The 26,010-nt window shown below is 65.9% G+C and carries 24 protein-coding genes; 13 read left to right on the top strand and 11 right to left on the bottom strand.

Annotation, left to right across the window (positions count from 1 at the left end; translation table 11 throughout):
* The first annotated feature begins 9 nt into the window (after window positions 1–9).
* From H3H36_RS11390 to H3H36_RS11345, 10 genes are all read left to right on the top strand, one after another.
* On the top strand, window positions 10–825 hold the full coding sequence (locus H3H36_RS11390) for an endonuclease/exonuclease/phosphatase family protein (protein WP_182217495.1): 816 nt from the start codon (window positions 10–12) through the stop codon (window positions 823–825).
* 8 nt (window positions 826–833) lie between these two features.
* Complete coding sequence (clsB, locus tag H3H36_RS11385; RefSeq protein ID WP_182217493.1) at window positions 834–1,997, top strand: cardiolipin synthase ClsB; 1,164 nt, start codon at window positions 834–836, stop codon at window positions 1,995–1,997.
* Complete coding sequence (locus H3H36_RS11380) at window positions 1,994–2,377, top strand: Hsp15 family ribosome-associated heat shock protein (RefSeq protein WP_182217490.1); 384 nt, start codon at window positions 1,994–1,996, stop codon at window positions 2,375–2,377. Before clsB ends, H3H36_RS11380 begins: the two co-directional genes overlap by 4 nt.
* A 232-nt stretch (window positions 2,378–2,609) precedes the next feature.
* Window positions 2,610–3,809 carry a GGDEF domain-containing protein gene (locus H3H36_RS11375; protein WP_220459716.1) on the top strand — a complete coding sequence of 400 codons (1,200 nt, stop codon included), beginning with the start codon at window positions 2,610–2,612 and terminating at the stop codon, window positions 3,807–3,809.
* Between the two features lie 260 nt (window positions 3,810–4,069).
* Complete coding sequence (locus H3H36_RS11370) at window positions 4,070–4,696, top strand: TetR/AcrR family transcriptional regulator (protein WP_182217666.1); 627 nt, start codon at window positions 4,070–4,072, stop codon at window positions 4,694–4,696.
* Between the two features lie 61 nt (window positions 4,697–4,757).
* The gene (locus H3H36_RS11365; RefSeq protein ID WP_182217486.1) at window positions 4,758–6,548 is read left to right on the top strand and encodes an acyl-CoA dehydrogenase C-terminal domain-containing protein; all 1,791 of its coding nucleotides are present in this window, start codon (window positions 4,758–4,760) and stop codon (window positions 6,546–6,548) included.
* 20 nt (window positions 6,549–6,568) lie between these two features.
* On the top strand, window positions 6,569–8,968 hold the full coding sequence (locus tag H3H36_RS11360; protein ID WP_182217483.1) for a 3-hydroxyacyl-CoA dehydrogenase/enoyl-CoA hydratase family protein: 2,400 nt from the start codon (window positions 6,569–6,571) through the stop codon (window positions 8,966–8,968).
* A gap of 55 nt (window positions 8,969–9,023) precedes the next feature.
* Window positions 9,024–9,473 (top strand): PaaI family thioesterase, encoded by a 450-nt coding sequence (locus H3H36_RS11355; RefSeq protein ID WP_182162031.1) that lies wholly within the window; start codon window positions 9,024–9,026, stop codon window positions 9,471–9,473.
* Between the two features lie 88 nt (window positions 9,474–9,561).
* Window positions 9,562–10,758: an acetyl-CoA C-acyltransferase gene (locus tag H3H36_RS11350; RefSeq protein WP_182217481.1), complete on the top strand. Its 1,197-nt coding sequence runs from the start codon at window positions 9,562–9,564 to the stop codon at window positions 10,756–10,758.
* Window positions 10,759–10,835: 77 nt separating this feature from the next.
* Entirely contained in the window at window positions 10,836–11,615 is a 780-nt protein-coding gene (locus H3H36_RS11345) for an enoyl-CoA hydratase (RefSeq protein ID WP_182217479.1), read from the top strand.
* 49 nt (window positions 11,616–11,664) lie between these two features.
* On the opposite strand, the gene H3H36_RS11340 is transcribed toward H3H36_RS11345, so the two are convergent.
* Window positions 11,665–13,023, bottom strand: a complete 1,359-nt coding sequence (locus H3H36_RS11340) for a 3-oxoacyl-ACP reductase (protein ID WP_182217477.1) — start codon at window positions 13,021–13,023, stop codon at window positions 11,665–11,667.
* Window positions 13,024–13,148: 125 nt separating this feature from the next.
* Window positions 13,149–13,880, bottom strand: a complete 732-nt coding sequence (locus H3H36_RS11335) for an ArsR/SmtB family transcription factor (RefSeq protein ID WP_182217475.1) — start codon at window positions 13,878–13,880, stop codon at window positions 13,149–13,151.
* A gap of 74 nt (window positions 13,881–13,954) precedes the next feature.
* On the opposite strand from H3H36_RS11335, the gene H3H36_RS11330 reads away from it, so the two are divergent.
* The 3 genes from H3H36_RS11330 (at window position 13,955) to H3H36_RS11320 (ending at window position 16,916) form a co-directional block, all read left to right on the top strand.
* A complete protein-coding gene (locus tag H3H36_RS11330; RefSeq protein ID WP_182217473.1) occupies window positions 13,955–14,302 on the top strand; it encodes an NIPSNAP family protein in 348 nt (115 codons plus the stop codon).
* Window positions 14,283–14,627 carry an antibiotic biosynthesis monooxygenase family protein gene (locus tag H3H36_RS11325; RefSeq protein WP_182217471.1) on the top strand — a complete coding sequence of 115 codons (345 nt, stop codon included), beginning with the start codon at window positions 14,283–14,285 and terminating at the stop codon, window positions 14,625–14,627. Before H3H36_RS11330 ends, H3H36_RS11325 begins: the two co-directional genes overlap by 20 nt.
* A gap of 132 nt (window positions 14,628–14,759) precedes the next feature.
* Window positions 14,760–16,916 (top strand): TonB-dependent receptor, encoded by a 2,157-nt coding sequence (locus H3H36_RS11320; protein WP_182217469.1) that lies wholly within the window; start codon window positions 14,760–14,762, stop codon window positions 16,914–16,916.
* Between the two features lie 6 nt (window positions 16,917–16,922).
* Here the strand turns inward: H3H36_RS11320 and H3H36_RS11315 are convergent, their stop codons facing one another.
* From H3H36_RS11315 to H3H36_RS11275, 9 genes are all read right to left on the bottom strand, one after another.
* Window positions 16,923–17,315, bottom strand: a complete 393-nt coding sequence (locus H3H36_RS11315) for a DUF6916 family protein (protein WP_182217467.1) — start codon at window positions 17,313–17,315, stop codon at window positions 16,923–16,925.
* 11 nt (window positions 17,316–17,326) lie between these two features.
* Window positions 17,327–17,848, bottom strand: coding sequence for a GNAT family N-acetyltransferase (locus H3H36_RS11310; RefSeq protein WP_182217465.1), 522 nt, complete (start codon window positions 17,846–17,848; stop codon window positions 17,327–17,329).
* Between the two features lie 6 nt (window positions 17,849–17,854).
* Window positions 17,855–18,373: a phage tail protein gene (locus H3H36_RS11305; protein ID WP_182217463.1), complete on the bottom strand. Its 519-nt coding sequence runs from the start codon at window positions 18,371–18,373 to the stop codon at window positions 17,855–17,857.
* Window positions 18,374–18,383: 10 nt separating this feature from the next.
* Window positions 18,384–18,923 (bottom strand): phage tail protein, encoded by a 540-nt coding sequence (locus tag H3H36_RS11300; RefSeq protein WP_182217461.1) that lies wholly within the window; start codon window positions 18,921–18,923, stop codon window positions 18,384–18,386.
* A gap of 24 nt (window positions 18,924–18,947) precedes the next feature.
* The gene (locus H3H36_RS11295) at window positions 18,948–19,448 is read right to left on the bottom strand and encodes a phage tail protein (RefSeq protein ID WP_182217458.1); all 501 of its coding nucleotides are present in this window, start codon (window positions 19,446–19,448) and stop codon (window positions 18,948–18,950) included.
* Between the two features lie 100 nt (window positions 19,449–19,548).
* Window positions 19,549–20,151, bottom strand: a complete 603-nt coding sequence (locus H3H36_RS11290) for a PEP-CTERM sorting domain-containing protein (protein WP_182217456.1) — start codon at window positions 20,149–20,151, stop codon at window positions 19,549–19,551.
* 326 nt (window positions 20,152–20,477) lie between these two features.
* A complete protein-coding gene (hisC, locus tag H3H36_RS11285; RefSeq protein WP_182217454.1) occupies window positions 20,478–21,536 on the bottom strand; it encodes a histidinol-phosphate transaminase in 1,059 nt (352 codons plus the stop codon).
* 156 nt (window positions 21,537–21,692) lie between these two features.
* A complete protein-coding gene (locus H3H36_RS11280; RefSeq protein WP_311196626.1) occupies window positions 21,693–23,996 on the bottom strand; it encodes a chitinase C-terminal domain-containing protein in 2,304 nt (767 codons plus the stop codon).
* Window positions 23,997–24,085: 89 nt separating this feature from the next.
* Window positions 24,086–25,729, bottom strand: coding sequence for a glycosyl hydrolase family 18 protein (locus tag H3H36_RS11275; RefSeq protein ID WP_182217452.1), 1,644 nt, complete (start codon window positions 25,727–25,729; stop codon window positions 24,086–24,088).
* Window positions 25,730–26,010: the final 281 nt, after the last annotated feature.

Raw genomic sequence — 26,010 nt, 5'->3', positions numbered from 1 at the left:
AATTACCCCATGAAGATCCGCGTCGCCACGTACAACATCCACAAAGGCGTTTCCGCCATCCGCAGCTTGCCGCGGGTGCACGCGCTGAAGCAGGCCATCGGCTTGTTCGATGCGGACGTGGTATTCCTGCAGGAAGTGCAGGGCCGGCACGACCTCAATGCGGCCCAGTACGGCGCCGAGCACCACGGCCAGCAGCATTGGCCAGAAACGGCCCAGCATGAATTCCTGGCCGGCGCATCGCGCCACGAGCACACGGCCTACGGCATGAACGCCGTCTACGACCATGGCCATCATGGCAACGCGCTGCTGAGCGCCTTCCCCATCGTCCACAGCCATAACCATGACGTGTCCGACCACGCGTTCGAGCAGCGCGGCATCCTGCACTGCGAGCTGCGGACGCCGCGTATGCTGGTGCATTGCTATGTGGTCCACCTGGGCTTGTTCGAGGGCGGCCGCAAGCGCCAGACGGCGGCCCTGATCGAGGCCGTGCGCACCTCGGCGCCCGATGGCGAGCCGGTCATCATCGCCGGCGATTTCAACGACTGGCGCAACAACCTCAGCGACGAACTGCGGCACGCGCTGGGCGTGGTGGAAGTGTTCGACCAGATCGGTTCCAACTCCACGCTCGACGAGCTGGGCCGTGCGCTGGGCCGCAAGAACGCCGTGCGCCAGGCCCGCACGTTCCCCGCCGCGCTGCCATTTTTCCGGCTCGACCGCATCTACGTGCGCGGCTTCGACGTGAAGGCGGCCGAGGTCTTGCATGGCACGCTGTGGGCCAAGCTGTCGGACCACGCGCCCATCGTCGCGTCGCTGTCGCTGGCCTGACAGGATCTATGCGTTCCGTTAATTTCCTGGCCAATAACGAGATCGAGCTGCTCTATTGCGGCACCGAGTATTTCCCGGCCCTCATCGCGGCCATCGACGCGGCCCAGTACGAGATCTATTTCGAGACCTATATCTTCGCCGACGACGAGACGGGCCAGGCCGTGCAGGGCGCGCTGATGCGGGCCGCCGCGCGCGGGGTGCAGGTGCGCATGATCACGGACTGGTTCGGCACGGGCCGGCACCGGGTCGACCGGCTGCACGCGCAACTGCTGGAGGCGCGGGTCGAACACCGCATCTTCAACCCGTGGTTCCGGCGCGGCATGACGCGTACCCACCGCAAGATTTGCGTGGTGGACCACGGCATCGCCTTCGTCGGCGGCATCAACATCAACGACGACCTGTTCTGCGACTACGACCACAACATTGCGCTGGCCGCGCCGCGCTGGGATTTCGCCGTGGCCGTGCGCGGGCCGCTGGTGGCCAATATCCAGCGGGAAGCGGAAGCCCAGTGGGCGCGCCAGGGCAAGCTGGGCCTCTTCAAGCGCATCAGCCTGTACCGTGACTTGCGCAAGCTGAACAAGGCGGCCAACCGCGCCATGGTGCAGGCCGGCTTCGTGGTGCGCGACAATTTGCGCAACCGCGTCACCATCCAGCGCGCCTACCTGCAGGCGCTGGGCCGGGCCCGCAGGAGCGTGCTGCTGGCCAATCCGTATTTCGCGCCGGGCCGCAAGTTCCGCCGCGCGCTGGCCGCCACGGCCGAGCGCGGGGTGGAGGTGGTGCTGCTGATCGGGGTGGGCGAGTTCTGGCTGCAGGACGCGGTCGCCCACTCCTTCTATCCGAAACTGCTGGCGGCCGGCGTCAAAGTGGTGGAATATCACAAGACCCAGTTGCACGCCAAGGTGGCCGTGATCGACGACAACTGGGCCACCGTGGGCTCGAGCAACGTCGATGGCCTGAGCCTGTTCCTGAACCAGGAGGCGAACGTGGTCGTCAAGGACGCCGTGTTCGCCCGCAGCCTGCGGGCCCACATCGAACAAGCCATCGCCGACGGCGTGGTGGTGCATGCGCACGAGTTCGCCAACGTGGGCCGCTGGCGCCGCCTCGGCTATGGCCTGGCCTACATGGGCTACAAGTTGCTGATGCGGATTTTTGCCGTGGGGAAATACGCTTGAACGAGACAGTCAGACTCGATAAATGGTTGTGGGCGGCGCGCTTCTTCAAGACCCGTTCGCTGGCCACGGACGCCGTCGACAGCGGCCGCGTCAAGCTTGGTGGCGAACATATCAAGCCGGCCCGCGCCCTGCGCGTGGGCGACAAGCTGCTCATCGATAACGGCGCGGACCGCTGGGAAGTGGTGGTGCTGGGCCTGTCGGACGTGCGCGCGGCCGCGCCCATCGCCCGCACCCTGTACGAGGAGACGGCGGCCAGCGTGGCGGCCCGCGCCGAGACGGCCGAACGGCGCCGCCTGTTCCGCGAGCCGGGGGCCGATATCAAGGGCCGGCCCACCAAACGCGACCGCCGCCAGCTGGGCAAGCTCGGCGATCCGGACTGAGCCACTGCCGCGGCTGCCCTTGCGGCAAAACGTCCACGGTTTACCTGTCTTGCGTCAAGAAAGGCGGTCGCGCCGGTGACAGCGCGATGGACATGGCTTAGGATTGCTAGCTGGCAAGAAAGGCAAGCACTGGCCATCCATCCCTGGCCAGCCATTCCCAAGCAGGCAAGGGGGGCGCCGCCGTCCCCGTTGCGGCGACGTCGAAAAGGCATGCATGAATCAGGTTGCGGAAATGCTCTGGCACCGTTTGATGGGGCTGATGCCCGGTGAGCTCAAGCAAAGCGAACTGGGCTGGTTATTTTCGCCGCACCGCCATCTGAGCTTGCTGGCGCGGCGCCGCGCCAAGCTGATCGTCAACCGCGTGCGCCTGTTCGCCTTCCTGTTCGCCGTGCTCACACCGCTGTGGAGCATCATCGATTTCATCGTGTTCCCGTTCCCGCTGTGGGGCCAGCTGGCGCTGATGCGCTTCGCCGCCAGCGCCGCCTTCGCCAGTTTGCTGGTCTACTATCGCTCCAACGGCGACCTGTTCAACGCCTACCGGGCCATGGCCCTGCTGTTCGCCATCCCCACCGTGTTCTATGTCGCGTCGCACACGCTGCTCACGCACTACCAGCTGACCGGCATGTCCGCCGCGATCGGGGCCGGCTACGCCTTCCTGCCCTTCGTGTTGCTGGGAGGGCTGGCGGTGTTCCCGCTGGCCATCGCCGAAAGCTTCGTGGTCGCCAGTCCCATCCTGGTCTGCCATGCCGTGTCCGGCTACCTGCGCTGGGCCGCCATGGACTGGCCCGCGTTCACCGGCGCGTTCTGGCTGCTGGTGCTGATCACGGGCGTGGCCGCGCTGGCCGGCATCTGCCAGCTCGCGTTCATGATCGCGCTGGTGCGCCAGGCCATCCGCGATCCGCTGACCAATGCCTTTTCCCGCAGCAGCGGCATGGAAATCCTCGACCTGCATTTCACCATGGCCGAGCGTGGCAACGCGCCGTTCGCCCTGGCCTTCCTCGACCTCGACCATTTCAAGCGCATCAACGACGGTTACGGCCACGAGGCGGGGGACCGGGCGCTGGTCACCATGACCGAACGGGTCAGCCAGCACATGCGCCACGGCGACGTGCTGGCGCGCTGGGGCGGCGAGGAATTCCTGCTGATCATGCCGGGCACGGGCCTGGAGCAGGCCCGGACGGCCATCGAGCGGCTGCGCAGCAGCGGCTTCGGCGAGCGCCCCGAGGGCGGGCCGGTGACGGCCAGCATCGGCATCGCCGAGCGCCGGGCCGACCATGTTGGCGACTGGAAACGGCTGGTCGAACTGGCCGATCAGCGCATGTATGCGGCCAAGCAGGGCGGCCGCGACCGGGTGGTCAGCGGCGAGCCGGCGGCCGTCCCTGCGCCATGCCATCAAGCGATGCCAGCCATCGCCGCCGCGGCGCCCGTGTGACCGTCCGGCAGCGGGCGGGCCGGCCAGGCCAGCGCCTTGCAGCCCCCGCCGGTGTCCCCCATTCCCCACAATACTGCTGCGACGCAGCAATAGAACCGCGCCTCTAACGGTACTGTTTGACTTTTACCACCCGCTGGATAATAGTACGAGCGTTCGCAATTCTTTTCACACGAAGTAAATTCAACTGCGAGAGAATGTTCTTTTCTCCTTTCAGATGAATTTTTACCTTGGGTGTACTTATTAATACTTCTATCAAATTTATGCGTAAGGGTGAACTGACTCGCGCGGCCATTCTCGATGTGGCGCTGGACCTGGCCAGTCGTGACGGGCTCGAAGGACTCACCATCGGCTTGCTCGCGGACAGGATGAACATGAGCAAGTCGGGGGTGTTTGCGCATTTCGGTTCGCGTGAAGACTTGCAGCTGGAAGTGCTCAAGCTGTATCACCACCGCTTTGAGCAGGAAGTGTTTTTCCCCAGCATGAAGGAACCGCGTGGCTTGCAGCGCCTGAAGGCGATGTTTGCGCGCTGGGTCAAGCGAGTGAGCGTGGAAGTCGCATCGGGCTGCATCTACATCAGCGGCGCGGTGGAATACGACGACCGCCCCGGTCCCATCCGGGAGGAGCTGATGTCGATGGTCAACGCGTGGCAGGGCGCCTTGCTGCGCTGCGTACGCCAGGCCATCGAATGCGGCGACCTCCGGCCGGATACCGACCCGCAGCAGCTGGTCTATGAGATGTACGGCCTGATCCTGGCCCTGCACCATGATGCGCGCTTCCTGCGCATCCCGGGCAGCCTGGACCGCGCCAGCATCGGCTTTAACCGGCTGATCGAGAATTACCGGAACCCGCATCCGCCCCACCAGGCGGAGGCAACAGAAAAAACGTAAGCGGCCGCGGTCACCGCTGCCATTCAACACTTATTTAGCTATACGCCATCAGGAGAAAATCATGGGTCAATACGTCGCGCCAATCCGGGATATGCAGTTCGTGCTGCACGAATTGCTGAAAGTGGAAGATGAGCTCAAGCAAATGCCATACTACGCCGATGTCGACGCCGACATCATCAACCAGGTGCTGGAAGAAGGCGGCAAGTTCACCTCGGAAGTGCTGTTCCCCCTGAACCACTCGGGCGACCGCGAAGGCTGCCACCACGACGCAGCGACCCAGACCGTGACCACCCCGAAAGGCTTCAAGGAAGCGTACAAGCAGTACGTGGAAGGCGGCTGGGCTGCCCTGTCGTGCTCGCCTGAATACGGCGGCCAGGGCTTGCCTATCGTGCTGAACAACTCGTTCTACGAAATGCTGAACTCGTCCAACCAGGCCTGGACCATGTACCCCGGCCTGTCGCACGGCGCCTACGAGTGCCTGCTGGAGCACGGCACCGACGAACAGAAGAAAATCTACTTGCCCAAGCTGGTGTCGGGCGAGTGGACCGGCACCATGTGCCTGACCGAACCGCACTGCGGCACCGACCTGGGCATGCTGCGCTCGAAAGCCGAGCCACAGGCTGACGGCTCCTGGCTGATCACCGGCAACAAGATCTTCATCTCGGCCGGCGAACACGACATGTCGGAAAACATCCTGCACCTGGTGCTGGCCCGCGTGCCGGACGCACCGGAAGGCTCGAAAGGCATCTCGCTGTTCCTGGTACCGAAATACCTGCCCACCGCTGACGGCCAAGTCGGCGAGCGCAACCCGATCACCTGCGGCGCCATCGAAGAGAAGATGGGCATCCACGGCAACTCGACCTGCCAGATGAACCTGGACGGCGCCCGTGGCTGGATCATCGGCCAGCCCAACAAGGGCCTGAACGCCATGTTCGTGTTCATGAACGCGGCCCGCCTGGGCGTGGGCATGCAGTCGCTGGGCCTGACGGAAGTGGCTTACCAGAACGCGCTGGTGTACGCCAAGGACCGTATCCAGATGCGCTCGCTGACCGGCCCGAAAGCACCGGACAAGCCAGCTGACCCCATCATCGTGCACCCCGACGTGCGCCGCATGCTGCTGACCGGCAAGGCCTACGCCGAAGGCGCCCGCGCCTTCTCGTCCTACGTGGCGCTGCAGATCGACCGCGAACTGCACCACCCGGACGAAGAAGTGCGCAAGGAAGCGGCCGACGAAGTGGCGCTGCTGACCCCCGTGATCAAGGCCTTCATCACCGACAACGCCTGGATCGCCACCTCGGAAGCGATGCAAGTGTACGGCGGCCACGGCTACATCGCCGAATGGGGCATGGAGCAGTACGTGCGCGACGCCCGCATCAACCTGATCTACGAAGGCACCAACACCGTGCAATCGCTGGACCTGCTGGGCCGCAAGATCCTGGGCGACAACGGCGCCAAGCTGCGCAAGTTCGGCGAGAAGGTCAAAGCCTTCGTCGAAGAAAACGGCACCGATGAAGCCATGAGCGAATTCATCACCCCGCTGGGCGACCTGGGCGACAAAGTCACCAAGCTGACCATGGAAATCGGCATGAAGGCGTTCCAGAACCCGGACGAAGTGGGCGCCGCCAGCGTACCGTACCTGCGCGTGGTGGGCCACATGATCTACGCCTACCTGTTCGCCCAGATGGCCAAGATCGCGCTGGAAAAAGAAGGCTCCGGCGACAACTTCTACAAAGCCAAGCTGGCGACGGCGCGCTTCTACTTCGCCCGCCTGATGCCAGAAACCGCAACCTTGATTCGCCAGGCCCGTGCCGGTTCCGCCAGCCTGATGGCACTCGACGCTGACCTGTTCTAAGTAGAGACTAAGGATACGACATGACCAATTTCATCGTTAAAAAAGTAGCCGTCCTGGGCGCCGGCGTGATGGGCGCGCAGATCGCCGCCCACTGCGTCAATGCCAAAGTGCCGGTCGTGCTGTTCGACCTGCCAGCCAAGGAAGGTCCGAAGAACGGCATCGTGCTGCGCGCCATCGAGAACCTGAAGAAGCTGTCGCCCGCACCGCTGGGCAACAAGGAACACGCCTCGCTGATCCAGGTGGCCAACTACGAAGACAATCTGGACCTGCTGGCCGGCTGCGACCTGATCATCGAAGCCATCGCCGAGCGCATGGACTGGAAACATGACCTGTACCAGAAGGTCGCCCCGCACATCGCCCCGAACGCGATCTTCGCCTCGAACACCTCGGGCCTGTCGATCACCAAGCTGTCCGAAGGCTTCGACGCCGACCTGAAATCGCGCTACTGCGGCGTGCACTTCTTCAACCCGCCGCGCTACATGCACCTGGTCGAGATCATCCCGACCGCCGCCACCAAGCCGGAAATCGCCGACCAGCTGGAAGGCTTCCTGACCACCACCCTGGGCAAGGGCGTCGTGCGCGCCAAGGATACGCCTAACTTCATCGCCAACCGCGTGGGCGTGTTCGGCATCCTGGCCATCGTGCATGAAGCCGAGAAGTTCGGCCTGTCGTGCGACGTGGTCGACGACCTGACCGGCGCCAAGCTGGGCCGCGCCAAGTCGGGCACCTTCCGCACCGCCGACGTGGTGGGCCTGGACACCATGGGCCACGTGATCAAGACCATGCAGGACTACCTGCCGAACGATCCGTTCGCCGCCGTCTACAAGACCCCGGCCGTGCTGGCCAAGCTGGTCGAGAAGGGCGCGCTGGGCCAGAAGACCGGCGCCGGCTTCTACAAGAAGGTGGGCAAGGAGATCCAGCGCCTGGACTTCGCCACCGGTGAATACGTGACCGGCGGCGGCAAGGCCGCCGACATCGTGGCCCGCATCCTGAAGGAAAAGGATCCGGTCAAGAAGATGAAGGCCCTGCGCGAATCGACCAATCCACAGGCGCAGTTCCTGTGGGCGATCTTCCGCGACGCCTTCCACTACATCGCCATCCACCTCGACACCGTGGCCGACAACGCCCGCGAAATCGACTTCGCCATGCGCTGGGGCTTCGGCTGGAACGTCGGCCCGTTCGAAACGTGGCAAGCGGCCGGCTGGTCGCAAGTGGCCCAGTGGGTCAAGGAAGACATCGACGCCGGCCAGGCGCTGTGCGACGCACCGCTGCCAGCCTGGGTGTTCGAAGGCCCGGTGGCTGAAAAAGGCGGCGTGCACACCCCTGAAGGTTCGTGGTCGTCGGTCTCGAAATCGTTCGTGCCGCGCTCCGACCTGGCTGTCTACCAGCGCCAGGAATTCCGCGCACCCGTGTTCGGCGCCGGCGCCGTGGATGGCCGCACCGCCGGCACCACCGTGTTCGAGGACGACTCGGTCCGCCTGTGGCACTCGGGCGACGAAGTGCTGGTGATCTCGCTCAAGACCAAGATGCACGTGATCGGCGACGGCGTGATCAAGGGCCTGAAGCTGGCGCTGGATGAAGCGGCCAAGAACTTCAAGGGCCTGGTGATCTGGAGCGCCGACGCGGCTGAAGGCGGCGCCTTCTCGGCCGGCGCCGACCTGCAGTCGGCACTGCCTGCGTTCATGCAGGGCGGCGCGAAAGCGGTTGATCCTATCATCCGCGAACTGCAAGACACCTTCATGGCCATGAAGTATTCGAACGTGCCCGTGGTGGCTGCCGTGGCCGGCCTGGCCCTGGGCGGCGGCTGCGAAATGGCGCTGCACGCTTCCAAGCGCGTGGCCTCGATCGAATCGTACATCGGCCTGGTGGAAGTGGGCGTGGGCCTGATCCCTGCCGGCGGCGGCCTGAAGGAAGCGGCCGTACGCGCCGCCAAGGAAGCCAAGGGCAACGACATCCTGCAATTCCTGAAAGCCGGCTTCACCAACGCCGCTACCGCCAACGTGTCCAAGTCGGCACTGGAAGCGCAAGCGATGGGCTACCTGAAGGAAGACGACGTGATCGTGTTCAACCCTTACGAGCTGCTGCACGTGGCCAAGGTGGAAGCGCGCGCCATGTTCGACAAGGGCTACCGTCCACCGCTGCAGGCGCCGGTGCAGATCACCGGCCGCTACGGCTACGGCACCATCAAGGCGCAACTGGTCAACATGCGCGACGGCGGCTTCATCTCCGCGCACGACTTCAAGCTGGGCGAGATGATCGCCGAGATCGTGTCGGGCGGCGACATCGACCAGGGTCAGTTCGTCAGCGAGCAGTGGTTCCTGGACATGGAGCGTAAAGCCTTCCTGGAGCTGCTGAACCATCCGAAGACGCAAGAGCGGATCATGGGCATGATGCAAACCGGTAAGCCGGTGCGCAACTAAGGTCATGTCGATCCTGTCCCTGGCATTCAAAGTTTTACTGCGCGTGAGGCCGAGCATGGTGTACGAACGTATCAAGCAACAGATGATGGACACCCTGCCTTTCGTGCGCTTGCTGGGGATCCGGATCGATGAAATCGGCAACGGCACCGCCAAGGTGTCGATGCCGGAAGACCCGAAGCTCAACAACCACCTGGGCACGCAGCACGCCGGGGCCTTGTTCACGCTGGCCGAAACGGCTTCCGGCGCGGCCATGGCGGGCGGCTTCGCGGACCTGATCGTGGGCTTGCGCCCCGTGGCCAAGGAGTCGCGCATCCAGTACCAGAAGGTCGCCAAGGGCGCCACCCGCGCCGAAGGCCGGGTACCGGGCGACCTGGCCGCGCTCAAGGCCGAGCTCAAATCGGCCGGCAAGGTGGCGTTCCCGGTGGAGGTCGATATTTTCGACGCCGCCGGTACGCTGGCCGCACAGGTCCAAGTGGACTGGTATTTGTCCGAGAAGCGCGCCTGAGACCAAGCAGACCCGCGCCCCCGGGCTGGTGAAACAGATTCGACAGAACTTCGACAGAACTTCGATCAAAAATTTTTGAAAGAATAAAATGAGCAAACAACTTCAAGACGCATACATCGTCGCCGCTACCCGTACCCCGATCGGCAAGGCGCCGCGCGGCATGTTCAACAAGACCCGTCCGGACGACCTGCTGGTGCGCGTGCTGCAAAACGCGCTGGCCCAGGCGCCTGGCCTGGACCCGGCCCTGATCACCGACGCCATCATCGGCTGCTCGTTCCCGGAAGCGGAGCAGGGCTTCAACATCGCCCGCCAGTCCGTGCTGCTGGCCGGCATGCCCAAGACCATCGGCGGCGTGACCGTCAACCGTTACTGCGCCTCGGGCATCACCGCCATCGCCATGGCCGCTGACCGCATCCGCGTGGGCCAGGCCGACGCCATGATCGCCGGCGGCGTGGAATCGATGTCGATGGTGCCGATGATGGGCCACCATCCATCGATGAACCTGAACATGTTCACCGACGAAAACGTGGGCATGGCTTACGGCATGGGCCTGACGGCCGAGAAGGTCGCCCAGCAGTGGAAAGTGTCGCGCGAAGCGCAGGACGCGTTCTCGGTCGAATCGCACCGCCGCGCCATCGCCGCCCAGCAGGCCGGTTTCTTCAAGGACGAAACCACCCCGGTCGAGATCATCACCCGCACGCCTGACCTGGCCACGGGCGAAATCACCATCAAGAAGCGCACCGTGGACACCGACGAAGGCGCCCGCACCGACTGCACGCTCGAATCGCTGGGCAAGCTCAAGCCCGTGTTCGCCGCCAAGGGTTCCGTCACGGCCGCCAACAGCTCGCAGATGTCCGACGGCGCCGGCGCGCTGCTGATCGTGTCGGAGAAATTCCTGCGCGAGCACAACCTGACCCCGCTGGCCAAGTTCTCGTCGTTCGCCGTCAAGGGCGTGCCACCGGAAATCATGGGCATCGGTCCCAAGTTCGCCATTCCTGAAGCGTGCCGCCTGGCCGGCATCACCCAGGACCAGCTGGACTGGATCGAACTGAACGAAGCGTTCGCCGCGCAAGCGCTGGCCGTGATCGGCGACCTGGGCCTGGATACGGCCAAGGTCAACCCGATGGGCGGCGCGATCGCGCTGGGCCACCCGCTGGGCGCCACGGGCGCCATCCGCGCCGCCACCGTGGTGCACGCCCTGCGCCGTAACAACCTGAAGTACGGCATGGTCACCATGTGCGTCGGCGCCGGCATGGGCGCGGCAGGTATCTTCGAGCGCGTATAAACCCGGTACGCTAGAATAGCGAGCATCAAGGGCGCTGCGGATTTTCCCCGGCGCCCTTTCCTTATTTTGGAGACGACATGGAAATTTTGAGCAGCAAGGCCGACGGCATCCTGACCATCGAATTCAACCGCCCCGAGCGCAAGAACGCCATCACCAGCGCCATGTACCAGAGCATGGCCGACGCCATCAACGACGGCGAGCGTGACGCGTCCGTGCGCGCCATCCTGATCACCGGCAAGCCCGAGATTTTCACGGCCGGTAACGACCTGGAAGACTTCCTGAAAAGCGCGCGCAGCAGCGATGGCGTGGCGCTCGAAGACCGCGCCGTGTTCCGCTTCATGCTGGCGCTGAGCGGCACCACCAAGCCCGTGGTGGCGGCTGTCGCCGGCGCGGCCGTCGGCATCGGCACCACGCTGCTGATGCACTGCGACCTGGTGTACGCGGCCGACAACGCCAAGTTCTCGATGCCGTTCTCGCAGCTGGGCCTGTGCCCCGAGTTCGCGTCCAGCCTGCTGCTGACGCAAGTGGCCGGCTACCCGCGCGCGGCCGAGAAGCTGATGCTGGGCGAAGCGTTCCCGGCGCAGGAAGCGCTGGACATGGGCCTGGTATCGAAAGTGCTGCCGGTGGCCGAGCTGCTGCCGTTCGCGCGCGCGCAAGCGGCCAAGCTGGTGGCCTTGCCGGCCAGCTCCGTGCGCGCCACCAAGCAGTTGATGAAGGCCAGCCGCAACGCCGCCATCACGCAAACCATGACGGCCGAGAACAAGCTGTTCGGCGCCATGCTGGAAGCGCCGGAGGCGAGGGAAGCGTTCACGGCCTTCTTCGAGAAGCGCAAGCCGGATTTTTCGAAGTTCGCTTGAGTGAGACCAGGGGCCGGTGCGCCGGCCCTTTGAACACTCGTCGTTCCGTTCAGGCCCCGATCAGCCCCTGGCCGCACACCCGCACCGTATTGCCCGTGATGCCGCAAGCGCCCGGCGTGGCCAGGAAGGCGATCAGCTCGGCCACGTCGCGCGGCAGGCCGGCCTGCTTCAGCGAATTGAGGCGGCGGCCGATTTCGCGCGTCAGGAACGGCATCTGGTCCGTCATGGCGGTCTGGATGAAGCCCGGCGCCACGGCGTTGATGCAGATGCCGCGCGCGGCCAGCAGCGGCGCTTGCGCGGCCACGTAGCCGATCAGCGCGGCCTTGCTGGTGGCGTAGTTGGTCTGGCCGAAATTGCCGGCCACGCCGCTCACGGACGACAGGCAGACGATGCGTCCATCCTGTTTCACCAGGCCCCGTTGCAGCAACTGCGCGTCGATCGCCATCACGGCCGCCAGGTTGATCTGCATGACGAGATCCCATTGCGGCGCGGTCATATTGGCCAAGGTCCTGTCGCGTGTGATGCCGGCGTTATGGACCATGATGTCGACCCCGCCGAAGCGCTCGGCCAGGAAGCCGGCCAGCTCTCTGGGCGCCGCTTCCGACGCGATATCCATCGCCAGCGGCACCCCGCCGAACGATACGCAGACGCGCCGCAGTTCCTCCTCGGCCGCCGGCACGTCCAGCGCCACCACGGTGGCGCCTTCCTGCGCCAGCCGTTCGGCCGTGGCCCGGCCGATGCCACGGGCCGCGCCCGTCACCAGCGCCACCTTGCCGGCCAGCGCCTTGCTGAACGGCGTGTCCGCTGGCGCCGTTGCTTGCGCCGTCACGTGCAGCACCTGGCCCGTCACGTAGGTCGATGGCACGCCGCAGAAGAAACGCAGCGGCCCCGCCAGCCGCGCCAGCGCGGCGCGCTCCACGTACAACTGGTTGACGGTGATGCCTTTCGGCCCCAGTTCTTTCGCCAGGCTGCGCACGAAGCCTTCCATGCCACGGCAGACGGCCAGCGCGGCCGGCGTCGTGCAGTCGGCCGGGCTGGCCGCCACCAGCAGCACCCGGCCGTTGCGGGCGATGCGGCGCATGATGGGGTGGAACGCGTCGTACAGCGCGCGATAGTCGGCGGGGGCGGCGCAACCGGTGGCGTCCATCACGACGATGTCGGCGCGCGCGGTGCTGTCCGGCGGCAGCCGGTCGGCGTGGCTGGCGCCGGCGTCGGCCAGGGCATGCAGCAGGACGTCGGCCGCGTAGCCACCGGGACTGCGGCACAACAGCGCCTGCTTGCCTTCGAATGGCCGCTCGGCATAGCCGCCATCGGCCCGCGCCAGCGTGACGGGATTGGGCACGCCCAGCGCCTTGACCAGGCGCGAGGTGAGGGGATTGCGGTGCAACTTGATCAGCATATCTGCCATACGTGGCCCATGTTAGTTCATCAGCGACGTCATGATAGCGCCCCGGCGATAGACGCCGGGCTCTATTTATTCCGTTGTGGCGCCAGGTGCGAGGTTGTTCGGAGGACGCCTGGTTTGGCGCCGCATCACGCTGGCGCGATGGGCGTCGCCACGCTGCGCGCCGCTTCGCCGGCGGCATCGGCCAGCCAGCCGCGCAGCGCCTGTTCGCCTGTGGCGCTGAATGTGATGACACGGGAATCGGTTGCCCGCCGCGCCCAGCCCAGTGCCTCGAAGCGCGCCAGCAGCGCGCTGCCGAGCGAACCGGCGAGGTGGTGGCGCCGCTCACTCCAGTCCAGGCAGGTGCGGCAGAAGGCCCGTCGCCGGTTGGCGTGCAGCGCCTGTGTATCGATGCCCAGCGCCCGCACGCATTGATGGCCTGCCGGTGTCAGTGCAACGCCATGGGCGCCGAAGGTGAAGGCGTCCGAGCGTAGCAGCTGGTCGTACAGGAGTACGCCCAGTTCGCCGGCAAGGTGGTCATAGCACACGCGTGCCTTGCGCAGCGCCGGCTCGCGCGGGCTCGATCGCGTGCGTACCGCGCCGCTGCGGAATGCGACGTTCATGAGCGACTCAAGTAATTGCGCCACGTCCTGATCGGCCAGGCGGAAATAGCGGTGCCGGCCTTGTGCCTCCACCACCAGCAGCCTGGCGTCGACCAGCTTGGCCAGGTGGCTGCTGATGGTCTGCTTGGTCACGCCAGCCACTTCGGCCAGTTCGGTGGCGGTCAGCGCCATGCCGGACATGAGCGCAGTCAGCACTTCGGCGCGCGCGTGGTCGCCGATCAGCGCGGCGATGCCGATGATGTTGGGGCCGTCTTTCATGGTTCGATCTTAGTCGAACCATCTGCCAGCGACAAGCTCGTATAGTGGGCGCACTGCACAACCACGAGGGCACCATGACCATCACCTGCTTCATCCGCTATCAGATCGATCCGTTCCAACGCGAAGCTTTCAAGGCGTACGCCGAGAACTGGGGCCGCATCATTCCGCGTTGCGGCGGTAACCTGGTTGGCTATTTCCTGCCGCACGAAGGCAGCAACGACGTGGCGTGGGGCTTGATCGCCTTCGACAGCCTGGCGGCATACGAGGCTTACCGCGCGCGCTTGAAAACCGACGAGGAGGGGCGGGCCAACTTCAGCCTGGCGCAGGAGAAACGCTTCATCTTGCGCGAGGAGCGCAGCTTCCTGCACGTGGTGGACGGTACGCTGCATCAGGAGGCGCACGATGTTCGCCGTGATCTTTGAGGTTGTGCCGCACGCCGAGCACCGGCAGGCCTACCTGGATGGCGCGGCCATGCTGCGCCCGCACCTCGAGGCGATGGATGGCTTCTTGTCGATAGAGCGCTTTGAGAGCCTGTCGCAGCCGGGGAAGATACTGTCGCTCTCGTTCTGGCGGGACGAGGAGGCGGTGCGCGGCTGGCGTAATTTCGGGCCGCACCGGGAACTGCAGGCGCAGGGCCGGGCGCGCATCTTCGCGGATTACCGGCTGCGCGTGGCCGCCGTGGTGCGCGACTACGGCCTCCACGAGCGTGTCGAAGCGCCCGCCGACTCCCGCGCACGGCACAGTTGACGCGGCGGCCCGGTTTGTCTGATTTCTTCCCGGACTTGATTTCACAGAGATGCCATGCGGGCATTGTGGTTGATTCTGTTCAAAATTTAATTGATAATGCGAGTCATTCTCATTTGTATTAAGGAAGAAATCATGTCGTGCCGCGCCTCCGCCGTTCCCGCCATCCAGCCCCGCTTGTCCACCATCGCCCACGCCGCCCGGCTGGTTGCCGGCGCCGCGTGCGCATCCGCGCTGCTGGCCCACCTGGCCGCGCGCGCGGATGACGACATGCCCATGCAGCAGGTGACGATCACGGGCACGGCCGAATCGGGTTACGGCGCCAGCCGCAGCACCACGGCCACCAAGACCGACACGGCGCTGCGCGACACGCCGCAAGCGATCACGGTGGTGACCAAGGAACTGATCCGCGACCAGGCCATGCAATCGATGGCCGACGTGATCCGCTACGTGCCCGGCGTGGTGACGGCGCAGGGCGAGGGCAACCGCGACACGGCCGTCTTCCGCGGCAACAGCTCGACGGGCGACTTCTTCATCGACGGCATGCGCGACGACGTGCAGTACTACCGCGACTTCTACAACATCGACAGCGTGGAAGCGCTGAAAGGCGCGAACGCGATGATCTTCGGCCGGGGCGGTTCGGGCGGCGTGATCAACCGCGTCAGCAAGCAGCCCGAGTGGAACAATCTCCGCGAAGCGTCGCTCACGCTCGGTTCCTGGGCCAACCGCCGCCTGACGGCCGACGTGGGCCAGGTGGTCAACGACGGCGTGGCCGTGCGCGTGAACGGCCTGTACGAGAAGTCGGGCAGCTTCCGCAATGGCGTCACGGTCGAGCGTTCCGGCATCAACCCGACGGTGGGCATCCGCGCTGGCGCCAACACCAGCGTGGTGCTGGGCTACGAGCATTTCGAGGACGAGCGCACGGCCGACCGCGGCATCCCGTCCTACCAGGGCAAGCCGTTCGACACCGATCCGTCCACCTTCTTCGGCAACGCAAAACTGAGCCGCGCCAGGGCCAGCATGGACGCCTTCACGGCCGTGATCGAGCATGACCTGGGCCACGGCGCCATGCTGCGCAACCGCACCCGCTACGCCGACTACGACAAGTTCTACCAGAATGCTTTCTCCGGTGCCGTCAACGCGGCCGGCACCAGCGTGGAGATCAAGGCCTACAACAACGCTACCCAGCGTACCAATTTGTTCAACCAGACCGACCTCACGTTCGACGTGCAAACGGGCGCGCTGCTGCACAAGCTGGCCACGGGCGTGGAGCTGGGCCGGCAGGTGACGGACAACTACCGCAACACCGGCTACTTCCCGACCGTGGGCGCGAACGCCACCACGATCAGCGTGCCGACCTCCAACCCCATCGTTACCGCGCCCATCACCTTCCGGCAGGCCGCCACGGACGCGGACAACCACGGCACCTCGACGGTCGCCTCCGTGTACGTGCAGGACCAGTTGCAGCTTTCGCCGCAATGGCAAGCCATCGCCGGCCTGCGCTACGACCGCTTCAAGGTGGACTTCCTGAACCATCGCAACAACTCCACCATCAGCGTGACCGACACCCCCGTCTCGCCGCGCGCGGGACTGGTGTACAAGCCGGTGGAAGCCGTGTCGATTTACGGCAGCTACAGCCTGGCCTACCTGCCGCGCGCCGGCGACCAGCTGGCGTCGCTCACGCCGACCAACGCGGCCTTCGATCCGGAGCAATTCAAGAACCTGGAGGTGGGCGTGAAGTGGGACGTGCTGCCCAAGCTGGCGGCCACGCTGGCCATCTACCGGCTGGACCGCAAGAACGTGGTGGTGGCCGATCCCACGGACGCGAGCAAATCCGTGCTGGCCGACGGCCAGCGCAGCAAGGGCGTGGAGCTGGGCCTGAGCGGCAACGTGTGCAAGAACTGGAGCGTGATGGGCGGCTATGCCTACCAGGATGCGAAGCTGACGGCCGATGTGGCCAGGACGGGACCGTACGCGGGCGCCGTGCTGGCGCAGGTGCCCAGGCACAGCGCTTCGCTGTGGAACCGCTACGATTTCAGCGACGCGCTGGGCGCCGCGCTGGGCATCGTGTACCGCAGCAGCATCTTCCCGTCCACGGCCAACAACGTCGTGCTGCCCGGCTTCACCCGCTTCGACGGTGCGCTGTACTACACCGTCAACCGCAAGCTGCAGGTGCAGCTCAACGTCGAGAACCTGTTCGACAAAAAATACTACGCGTCGGCCAACAGCAACGACAACATCTCGCCCGGTTCGCCGCGCGCCGTCAAGCTGGGTTTGAACGCGAAGTTCTGACCAGCCTCAGACCAGCAGGTTGAAGTCGGCGCGGTAGCTGGCGCCTTGGGCGTCCGAGCCGGTCGCTTCCAGGTACATGGGCACCTGGCCGATGGCCGCGTGCTCCACCGTGTAGGTGCCGCTGGGCAGGGTGGCGCCGGCGCCGTGGAAGCTCAGGCGGAACTGCTCGTGGCCGGCGCCCGATGGCTGCTGTTTCACGGCCACCAGTTGCATGGCCACGCCGCGCTGGCTGGCGTACACGTTGAACGATTGGTTGACCAGGCGCGCGAAGGTGGCTGCGCGCAGGGCGGTGGCGGTGGCCAGGCCGGGCGTGGCCAGTGCGGCCAGCGGCGCCGCATGGCCGGCGCCGCTGGCGCCAAGCAGGCCGCCGGTGGCCAGGATGAAGGTACGCCGTTCCATAGTGATGTCCTTTACGAAGTGTGAGTGGTGGCGCGCTGCACGGCGGCTTGGGCCTCGTTCTGCGCGGCCTGCCATTCCATGGCGCGGTGCATGCCGCGCAGGTCGACCGGCATGAAGCCCAGGCGCTGGTACAGGTGAATGGCCGGGTTGTCCATCGCCACCAGCAGCCGCACCGGCAGCGCCGTCGCCGCGCCTTCCTCCTGCAGCTCGCGCAGCAGCGCCGCGCCGATGCCATGGCGCCGGTAGTCGGGCAGCAGGCAGATGTCGATCAAACGAATTTCCTCCGAACCGCGCGCCACGTACAGCCGGCCCACCGGCACCTCGTCGGCCAGGATCAGGTTGACGTCGGCCTGCGGATACTGGGCCCGGTACCAGCTTTGCTGCGCCTCGAACTGCATGCGCACGATCAGCTGGCGCGTCGTTTCCGAATCGAGCTGGGCCAGGTCGGCGCGGGTGCTGGCGTACAGCTCCAGCAGGAAGGGCAGGTCGGCCTCGGTGGGCGGACGCAAGGTGATGGCGTGGTCGAAGTCCATGGTGGCTTAGGCGCGTGGAGGGAATATGCCCTGCAGCGCGATGATGAAGTTGACCGTCAGGTAGGGCTGCTGGTTGTTATGGGCCGCGTTGCCGCCGGCGACGCCGATCACGCCCGGCGCCATCGGCTGCAGCGCGACCGGGTCGTGGTAGGGCGGGGTGGGGCAGGTGGTCTTGGCCAGCATGCCATTGTTGGCCGTGCCGGTGGCGGCCGGCGCGCCCGAGGCGCGCGGCGCGTGGCTGTGGGCCGGCAGTTCCGCCGTGCTCAGCGTGTGGCTCGCTTCACCGCCCATTTCCCCCAGCAGGCGCTCGGTCAGGCCCGGGCCCTGGCCCGCGTGCAGCGGGATGCGCTGTCGCAGGTCGGGCAGGGCGAACGTGCTCCGGCCATCACCGCCGTAGGTGGTGCCCAGCAGCGAGAACAGGGCCGTGTTCTGGGCGATGGGCATCAGCTGGCCATCGCACATGGCCCAGCCCTGGGGCGGGAAATTGCCGGCGAACATGCGAATCTCGGCGACGAATGGATCCATGTCGAACTCCTCAGCTTTGGCTCGGGAAAATACCGAACAGCGAAATGATGAAATGCACGCCCAGGTAGGGTGCCATGTTGTTGTGGGGCTGGCTGCCGCCGCTGGCCGTCACGGCGCCCGCGTACATGGGCGTGGCCATGCCGGGCGCGACGTACAGCTTGGGCTTGGCGCCGGGCGAGGCCGGCACGTAGGGCACGGCGCCCGTCACGTTGATGCCGGTGCCGGTGGCCGGCGGCACGGCGCCGCTGGCGCCCATCAGGTGGTTGTGGGCCGGGATCTGGTTCTGCGTCAGCGTCACGTCTTCGCTGCCGCCCTGCTGGCCCAGCGCATAGAAGTTGCCGGCCAGGTTGCCCTGGTGCACGGGCACCCGGCCGCGCAAGTCGGGCAGCGCGAAGGTGGACTGGCCGTCGCCGCCATAGGTGGTGCCGATCAGCGCGAACAGCGCGTCATAATCCGAAATGGGCAGGATGGCGCCATCGCAAAATGCCCATCCTTGGGGCGCGAAATTGCCCGCGAACATGCGGATCTCGCCGATAAAAGGGTCAGCCATGGGGTCTCTCCTGGGATGGGCCGGTCACGCGCGCGAAGGGAAGATGCCCTGCAGCGCGATGATGAAATTGGTGGTGGTGTACGGTTGCATATTGTTGTGCGCCTGGTTGCCGCCGGCCTGGCTCAGCGTGCTCGGGTGCAGCGCGGCCGAGCCGTCGGCCGTGTGGTAGATGTTGAGCGCGCCCGCTTCCACCGAACCGAGCACGCGGCCGGTGGGATCGGATGCGTGGCTGATGGCCGTGGACGCCAGCATGGCGTGGTTGTGGGCCGGCAGTTCGGCCGACGTCACCGTGTGTTGGGCCTCGCCCCCTGGCGTGCCCACCAGGTTGCCATGGACGGGCACGCGACCGCGCATGTCGGGCAGGGCGAACGTGGTGCGGCCGTCGCCACCGTAGGCCGTGCCCAGGATGCTGAACAGCGCCTGGTTCTGGTTGATCGGCAGCAGCTGGCCGTTGCACAGGGCCCAGCCGCGCGGCGCGAAGCCGAAGCTGGTCATTTTTATTTCGCCGAGAAAGGGTTCCGACATTGCGCGCTCCTCGTGGATGACGGCGCCGCGCGGCGAGCGCCGGCACGGGCCGTGGATGAATGGGGGAAAACGGGGCCGCGCGGGCGCGGGCCGGGCTTGCTTAGAACGGTGGCGGACGGCGCAAGCGGCGCGTGGCCATCAGCACCAGGCCGCCCATCAGCATCAGGGCCGTGGCCGGTTCGGGCACGGCCGACATCACCAGCGAGACGTTGTCGAGCTGGGTGTAATCGTAGTGGTTGCTGTCGCCAAACTGCAGCAGGGTGTGGGCGCCAGTGGCCGTCAGGTTGCTCACCGTGTAGTGGGTCCAGTCGCCGCTGGTGTCGCTCTGGTGGAACACCGTGTTGCCGCCGAAGGTGACCAGCACTTCATTGCTGAGCGTCTGGCCCAGGCCGCCATTGGCGCTGTTGATGCGCTGCAGGTCGAATTCCAGCGTGTATTTGGCGCCGGCCACGGTGGCGATGTTCTGGCCCAGGTAGCCCAGGCCGGGGTAGGCGCCATCGGCGAACACCGTGTTGGCACTATTGGACAGCGGCGAGCCGCTCCAGTCGGCGCTGAAATACTGGGCCGAAGTATCGCCCGATTGCAGCCACATGCTGGTGTCGGCGTTTTCGAAATCGCCGTTGATGACGAGATTGCCTGCCAGCGCGGCGGGCGCGGCCAGGATGAACGCCACACTGGCGAGGGCGGAACGGAAGGTCGGCATAGCGGGCACTTTCTGTCGTAACAAGGTGCGATGACCAGTCCCTGTCGCATGCCGCCGCGCGGGGGGGGGCGCGGGCGTCGATATGGCCGGGACCGTCTGGAGGCACCGATCATACCGTCATTTTCTTATCATTTACATATTTCTTGTTGTCAACGTGGTATTTCCAGAACAATTGCAAAATTGCATTTGACAATTGTCATGATCTTTGTAACAAGTTTCATTTGGTGTCATGGCGGGCGCGGATCGCGTCCTGCAGGACCAGGCGGCCGCCCATGCAACGCCCTTTCGGCAAGATAGTCACATGGTCGGCAGCGCCGGGCGTCATCTCAAGCGGTCAGCCGGGTCAGCGCGGCCACCAGCTGCGCGCATTCGTCGTCGGTGCCGATGGAGATGCGCAGGAACTGTTCGACGCGGGGCTGGCGGAAGTGGCGCACCAGGATGCCCTGTTCGCGCAGGCCGGCGGCCAGGCGTGCGCCGTCATGGCCCGGGTGGCGGGCGAACACGAAGTTGGTGGCAGAAGGCAGCACCTCGAAGCCGAGCGCGGCCAGCTGTTGCGTCAGGCGCTCGCGGCTGGCCATGATGGCCGCGCGCGTCTGCTCGAACCAGGCCCGGTCTTCCAGCGCGGCCACGGCGCCGGCCTGGGCCACCTGGCCCAGCGGGTAGCAGTTGAAGCTGTTCTTGACCCGCTCCAGCCCCGCGATCAGGTCCGGATGGCCGGCCGCGAAGCCGACCCGCAAGCCGGCCAGCGAACGGGACTTGGAGAAGGTTTGCACCACCAGCAGGTTGTCGTAACGGTCGAGCAGGGTGATGGCGCTGTCGGCGCCGAAGTCCACATAGGCTTCGTCGATCACCACCACCTGGTCGCGGTGGGCGGCCAGCAGGCGTTCGATCTGCTCCAGGCCCAGCGCGCGGCCGGTCGGCGCGTTGGGATTGGCCAGGATGATGGCGCCGCACGGCTGGGCGTAGTCGTCCACCTCGATCTCGAAGTGCGCGTTGAGGGGCACGGCGCGGTACGCGATGCCGTACAGGCTGCAATAGGTGGGGTAGAAGCTGTAGCTGATGTCCGGGCACAGCAGCGGCAATTCGTGCTTGAGCAGCGCGTGGAAGGTGTGGGCCAGCACTTCGTCCGAGCTGTTGCCGACGAAGATGTGCGCGCGCGTCAGGCCGTGGTACTGGGCCAGGGCATCCTTGAGCGCGCTGGCGTTGGGGTCGGGATACAGGCGCAGCTGGTCGCCCACGGCCTGTTGCATGGCGGCCACCGCCTTGGGCGAAGGGCCATACGGGTTTTCGTTGGTGTTGAGCTTGACGAGCTTGGGCAACTTGACCTGCTCGCCAGGCGTGTAGGGGGTGAGGCTGTGGACGACGGGACTCCAGAAACGGCTCATGATGGGTACGGATTGGTTGGCGGATGGCCCATGATACAGGCTATGCCGCCATTTTTCCCACCCCGGCGCCGCCCGTGTGCGCAAGATTCGCAAGAATTGGAGGCGTAACACCGTTTTAAATTGTGCTACGTCCCCAATTAATCGAATGAAGACCGGTTATGGCCAGCCCACCGGCAGCTCAGGGTACTCGTCGGCCAGCGCGTAGCGCACCCCGTTGACCGTGATGGTGTAGGCGCATGGTCCGCTGATGGGCAGGCGGTAGTTGAGCGTGACGGCCAGCGACGCGCCCGGCGCCAGCGTTTGCCAGGCCGGCAGCGTGAACCGGGCGTGGTTGAAGGTGGCCTTGAAACCGCCGATGTTGTTGGGGCCGCTGTAACCGGCCCGCGTGACCTGCAAGCCCACGCCGGACTGGTCGCTCATGTCGGCCGGGGCCGAGACGGGGTAGTCGAACTCCACCACCGCGCCGCCCGGGATGGCCGTCGTGGCATTGTTCGTGAGCGTCAGCACGGGATTGATCGGGTAGTTGTCGTCACCGCGCTTCCAGCCGCCCAGCGTGATGGCCACGCGCGCGCTGCTGGCCGGCATGGCGCCCTCGGCCCGCACGTTGCCGTATGGGCCGGCCGTGCTGAAGGCGCTGTAGATGGCGCTGGTCAGCGTGTTGCCCATGTAGTACTCGCCCTTGCCGCCGTTGCGGCCCGCGTGCCACGCATAGTCGCCGGCCAGCTCCCAGATCATGATGCCGCCAATGTCGTTGGCCACCACGTAGTTGGCCTTGGCGGCGATCGATTGCGCCGTCTCGGTCGAGATGAAGACGCGCTTGCTGGCGTTCCACAGCCATGGCGCGGCCATGGTGGCGCTGTAGTTGGCCACGTAGCTGCCCGTCAGCGTCCGGTCGCTGACCTTGTAGGCGTCCAGGTAGTCGGGCACGATGCCTTGCTGCAGGTTCAGCGCGTGCCACAGCGGGTTGCCGCCGCCGGGCACGGGCTGGCCGTTGGCGTCCAGGTCGTACCACAGGTTGTCGATGCCGACGGCGCCCGTGCCGCAGGTGGCCACGCCGGCGCAGGTGGTGGTGGAGCTGACCTGCGCCGTGCTGCCCCACAGGCCGTTGCTGCCGCCCGTCACGTCCTTCCAGCCGCGCGTGTAGTAGGGCACGCCGATGTTGATGCGCCCGGCCTGCAGCGCGCCGCGATAGTAGCGGTAGGCCCAGTCCACGTTCAGGTAACCGATGTTGGCGTACTGGTAGGCGTTGCCGGCCTTGAGTTCGGCGTCGTTGCCATCGTCGAACAGGGGCGCGTTGGGGCCCACGTACTGGTTCCAGGCGCCGTGCAGGTCGTATGACATCAGGCTCGCATAGTCCAGGTACTTGAGCGCCGACAGGTTTTCCTCGCCGCGCAGCACCCAGCCGGAGGCGGAACCGGCGATGGTGAGCAGGTAGTACTTCTGGTCGGCCACGGCGGCCGTGTCCAGTTTTTGGCGCACGGTCTTGAGCAGCACGTTGTAGCTGGCCATGAGCCCGCCCAGGCGCGGCTTGGACAGGCTGAAATCGAGCGGGTTGCCGGCTTCGTTGTTGGTGGTCGGGTGCTCGTAGTCGATGTCGATGCCGTCGAAGAAGGTGTACTGGCGCAGCACGGCCACCATGGAGTCGGCCAGGGTGTCGATGCCGGCCTGGTTGAGCGTGCCGTCGGCGTTGGTGGTGGCCGTGTAGAAGCCGGTGCTGCCGGCCCAGCCGCCCACGGACAGCATGATCTTCACGTCCGGGTATTTTTTCTTGTATTGGGCCAGCAGGTTGAAGTGACCCTGGTATGGCAGCGAGGGGTCCATGGCGGCGGCCGGGATGGCGGGCCAGGTCAGGCCCGTGTCCGGGTTCGAAGCGCCGCCGCCCAGGACCACCTTGTAGCTGCTCTTGTCGACGGTGGCGAAGGCGTAGTTCAGGTGGGTGATCTTGTCCCATGGGATGTCGTTGACCAGGTAACTAGGGCTGCCGTCCACGCCTGTGCGCCAGCTGGCGAAGTAGCCGACGATGCGGCGCTTGAGGCCATGGGCGATGATCTCGCGGCCGTCTCGGTCGTAGGCATTGCAGTAGGGGACGTTGGCGACGGGCGAGGCCAGGCCGTCCGGACGGCAGGCGACGGGTGCCGGTGCCGGCGTTGGCGTGGGGGTGGGTGTTGGCGTGGGCGCTGGCGTGGGCGTCACGCCGCTTTCCTCCCACGGTCCCCACTGGTCGGCGCCGGGCGCGTTCCCCTGCGTCCACCATTTTGCCGTGTAGGTCTTGCCCTGGTAGCTCACGCAATTGCCTTGCGTGTAGATGGCCGACGCGTCCCACGCGCTGCACGCGGTGGTGACGGCGGCCAGCGTGCGCGCCGTGGCCGTGCTGGCTGGCTCGGTGGTGCCGCCGCCACAGGCCGCCAGCGTGGCGGCCAGCAGGGCAAGCAGCGGATAATGGCTGGGTATTTTCATCATTGCAGTCTCCGGATGGTGGTGCTCGGGGTGGCCGCTGAAGGAAAAAACCCGCCGGCGGCGCGGCCTGCGCCGCCGGCGGGTGGCGGGGATCAGCGTCCCAGCCACACGGCGCTGGTCAGCGTGCCGCTGGCGTCGCCGTCCAGCTCCCACGAGAACGCGCCGCCCAAGCCCTGGTCGCGCATGTACTGCATCTTGGTGGCGATGACGGTGGGGTCGTCATAGCTCCACCACTCGCCGCTGGCCGTGTACAGGAACAGCTGCTTCGTCACCGGGTGGTACCAGCGCGTGCCGGCCTTGTTCACCAGCACCTTGTAGTCGTCGATGCCCGCTTCATAGGTGCCGCTGGCGCCACCCGTGGCCGCCTGGTACAGGCCGTCGCCGCTGGGCCCGGCCGGCACGCCTTTCCAGCCGCGGCCGTAAAACGGCACGCCGAGCACGATCTTGTTGCGCGGCATACCGGCCGCCACCAGCGCCGTGATGGCGTCGTTGGTGTTGTACTTGGCCAGGACGCCGGTGGCCGGGTCGGCCGGATCGTGGTACAGCGGCGCATGGAAGTTGGTGGACCCTTCCCACGCCCCATGGAAGTCGTAGCTCATCAGGTTGACCCAGTCCATGTACTGGCTGTACAGGGCCGGTTCCGTCTGCGCGATCTTTTCCGCGCCGGCGCCGATGGCGGCCGTGAGCGCGTAGCGTTTGCCGTCGGCGGCGCCCTGGGCGTCGAGCTGGGCGCGGAATTCGGCCATCAGCAGCGTGAAGTTGTGCTTGTCGTTGGCCGCGTCCACCGTGTTGTAGGGCTGGCCGCCGCCACCGGGATATTCCCAGTCGATGTCGATGCCATCGAACACGCCCTTGGCAGCGCCGGGGCCGCCGCGCCCATCCTGCAGCGGCAAGTCGCCGGCGATGAATTGCTTGACGCACGAGCGCGCCAGTTGCTTGCGCAGCGCGTCCGTCTTGGCGGCGGCCGAGAAGTATTTCGACCAGGTCCAGCCGCCCAGCGAGATGAATACTTTCAGTTTGGGGTGGGCCGCCTTGAGCAGCTTGAGCTGGGCGAAGTTGCCCGTCAGTGGCGCGTCCCAGGCGATGGTCTTGCCGTCCACCGTGCGCGCGGGCTGGCGCTGGTAGTCGGCGTAGGCATCGCCGCCGGTGCCGGCGTCGGCCGGCGGCGGGTTGTCGTTGCCCGTCTCCATCCTGGTCACCATGTCGCATTCATAGCCGCCATTTTTGGCGTAGATGTTGCCGAAGGCGTAGTTGATGAAGGTGAGCTGGTCGGCCACGCTGGTCATCACGCCGGCCACCGGGGTCTGGGTGGTGTGGATGTCGGCCACTTCGTAGCCGCGGCCGTACACGCCCCACTGGGCGAAGTAGGAACCGATTTCGCGTCCGCCGGTTGGGGTGGGCGTCGGCGTCGGCGTTGGCGTCGGCGTCGGCGTCGGCGTCGGCGTCGGTGTGACCGTGCTTTCCTGCCATGGGCCCCATTGCTCGGTGCCGGGCACATTGCCTTGGGTCCACCATTTGGCCGTGTAGGCCTGGTCCTGGTACGTCACGCAATTGCCCGCCGTGTAGACCTGGCTCGCCACCCAGGCCGGGCAACTGGCGTCGGCGCTGGTGGCGCTGAGGCCCAGCAGCCGGGTGCCGGACGCGCCGGCGTGCTCGTCCGCGCCGCCGCCGCAGGCGGCCAGCGCGGCGCCGATCAGCATGAGGATCAGGCCATTTGCTTGTCGTGCATAAGTCATCTCGTCTCCCTGGTTGATTGCAACGCTTCGCCCTGCGCAAGCGGGAAACCAGACGCTGCACGGTTTTCCGGCATGGCACCGGGGAGAATGGAACCGTGAAAAGTGGTGGTCAAGTGGTTTTATGGATGTCTGATTTTTCCAATACCAATTCAGGGCGGAGCGGGCCGGCGCCCAAAAAGTGGCGCAACTTTCAAGCAGGAGGTGTGCTACCACTAAATGACCAGACTTCAAGTGGTCTTGCCATCCGATCCAGCCCGGCGTCCGGAAAGTTAGCAAAAACA

The sequence above is a fragment of the Rugamonas fusca genome (genome assembly GCF_014042365.1).
Classification (GTDB): domain Bacteria; phylum Pseudomonadota; class Gammaproteobacteria; order Burkholderiales; family Burkholderiaceae_D; genus Rugamonas; species Rugamonas fusca.
Note: the sequence above shows the minus strand (reverse complement) of the source record. Positions and strands in the feature narration are given on the sequence as shown.

What these genes read in the sequence shown, in the direction of transcription:
- H3H36_RS11390 (WP_182217495.1), top strand. Translation starts at nt 10, where the DNA reads ATGAAGATCCGCGTCGCCACGTACAACATCCACAAAGGCGTTTCCGCC.
- clsB (WP_182217493.1), top strand. Translation starts at nt 834, where the DNA reads ATGCGTTCCGTTAATTTCCTGGCCAATAACGAGATCGAGCTGCTCTAT.
- H3H36_RS11375 (WP_220459716.1), top strand. Translation starts at nt 2,610, where the DNA reads ATGCTCTGGCACCGTTTGATGGGGCTGATGCCCGGTGAGCTCAAGCAA.
- H3H36_RS11370 (WP_182217666.1), top strand. Translation starts at nt 4,070, where the DNA reads ATGCGTAAGGGTGAACTGACTCGCGCGGCCATTCTCGATGTGGCGCTG.
- H3H36_RS11365 (WP_182217486.1), top strand. Translation starts at nt 4,758, where the DNA reads ATGGGTCAATACGTCGCGCCAATCCGGGATATGCAGTTCGTGCTGCAC.
- H3H36_RS11360 (WP_182217483.1), top strand. Translation starts at nt 6,569, where the DNA reads ATGACCAATTTCATCGTTAAAAAAGTAGCCGTCCTGGGCGCCGGCGTG.
- H3H36_RS11355 (WP_182162031.1), top strand. Translation starts at nt 9,024, where the DNA reads ATGGTGTACGAACGTATCAAGCAACAGATGATGGACACCCTGCCTTTC.
- H3H36_RS11350 (WP_182217481.1), top strand. Translation starts at nt 9,562, where the DNA reads ATGAGCAAACAACTTCAAGACGCATACATCGTCGCCGCTACCCGTACC.
- H3H36_RS11345 (WP_182217479.1), top strand. Translation starts at nt 10,836, where the DNA reads ATGGAAATTTTGAGCAGCAAGGCCGACGGCATCCTGACCATCGAATTC.
- H3H36_RS11340 (WP_182217477.1), bottom strand. Translation starts at nt 13,023, where the DNA reads ATGGCAGATATGCTGATCAAGTTGCACCGCAATCCCCTCACCTCGCGC.
- H3H36_RS11335 (WP_182217475.1), bottom strand. Translation starts at nt 13,880, where the DNA reads ATGAAAGACGGCCCCAACATCATCGGCATCGCCGCGCTGATCGGCGAC.
- H3H36_RS11330 (WP_182217473.1), top strand. Translation starts at nt 13,955, where the DNA reads ATGACCATCACCTGCTTCATCCGCTATCAGATCGATCCGTTCCAACGC.
- H3H36_RS11325 (WP_182217471.1), top strand. Translation starts at nt 14,283, where the DNA reads ATGTTCGCCGTGATCTTTGAGGTTGTGCCGCACGCCGAGCACCGGCAG.
- H3H36_RS11320 (WP_182217469.1), top strand. Translation starts at nt 14,760, where the DNA reads ATGTCGTGCCGCGCCTCCGCCGTTCCCGCCATCCAGCCCCGCTTGTCC.
- H3H36_RS11315 (WP_182217467.1), bottom strand. Translation starts at nt 17,315, where the DNA reads ATGGAACGGCGTACCTTCATCCTGGCCACCGGCGGCCTGCTTGGCGCC.
- H3H36_RS11310 (WP_182217465.1), bottom strand. Translation starts at nt 17,848, where the DNA reads ATGGACTTCGACCACGCCATCACCTTGCGTCCGCCCACCGAGGCCGAC.
- H3H36_RS11305 (WP_182217463.1), bottom strand. Translation starts at nt 18,373, where the DNA reads ATGGATCCATTCGTCGCCGAGATTCGCATGTTCGCCGGCAATTTCCCG.
- H3H36_RS11300 (WP_182217461.1), bottom strand. Translation starts at nt 18,923, where the DNA reads ATGGCTGACCCTTTTATCGGCGAGATCCGCATGTTCGCGGGCAATTTC.
- H3H36_RS11295 (WP_182217458.1), bottom strand. Translation starts at nt 19,448, where the DNA reads ATGTCGGAACCCTTTCTCGGCGAAATAAAAATGACCAGCTTCGGCTTC.
- H3H36_RS11290 (WP_182217456.1), bottom strand. Translation starts at nt 20,151, where the DNA reads ATGCCGACCTTCCGTTCCGCCCTCGCCAGTGTGGCGTTCATCCTGGCC.
- hisC (WP_182217454.1), bottom strand. Translation starts at nt 21,536, where the DNA reads ATGAGCCGTTTCTGGAGTCCCGTCGTCCACAGCCTCACCCCCTACACG.
- H3H36_RS11280 (WP_311196626.1), bottom strand. Translation starts at nt 23,996, where the DNA reads ATGATGAAAATACCCAGCCATTATCCGCTGCTTGCCCTGCTGGCCGCC.
- H3H36_RS11275 (WP_182217452.1), bottom strand. Translation starts at nt 25,729, where the DNA reads ATGACTTATGCACGACAAGCAAATGGCCTGATCCTCATGCTGATCGGC.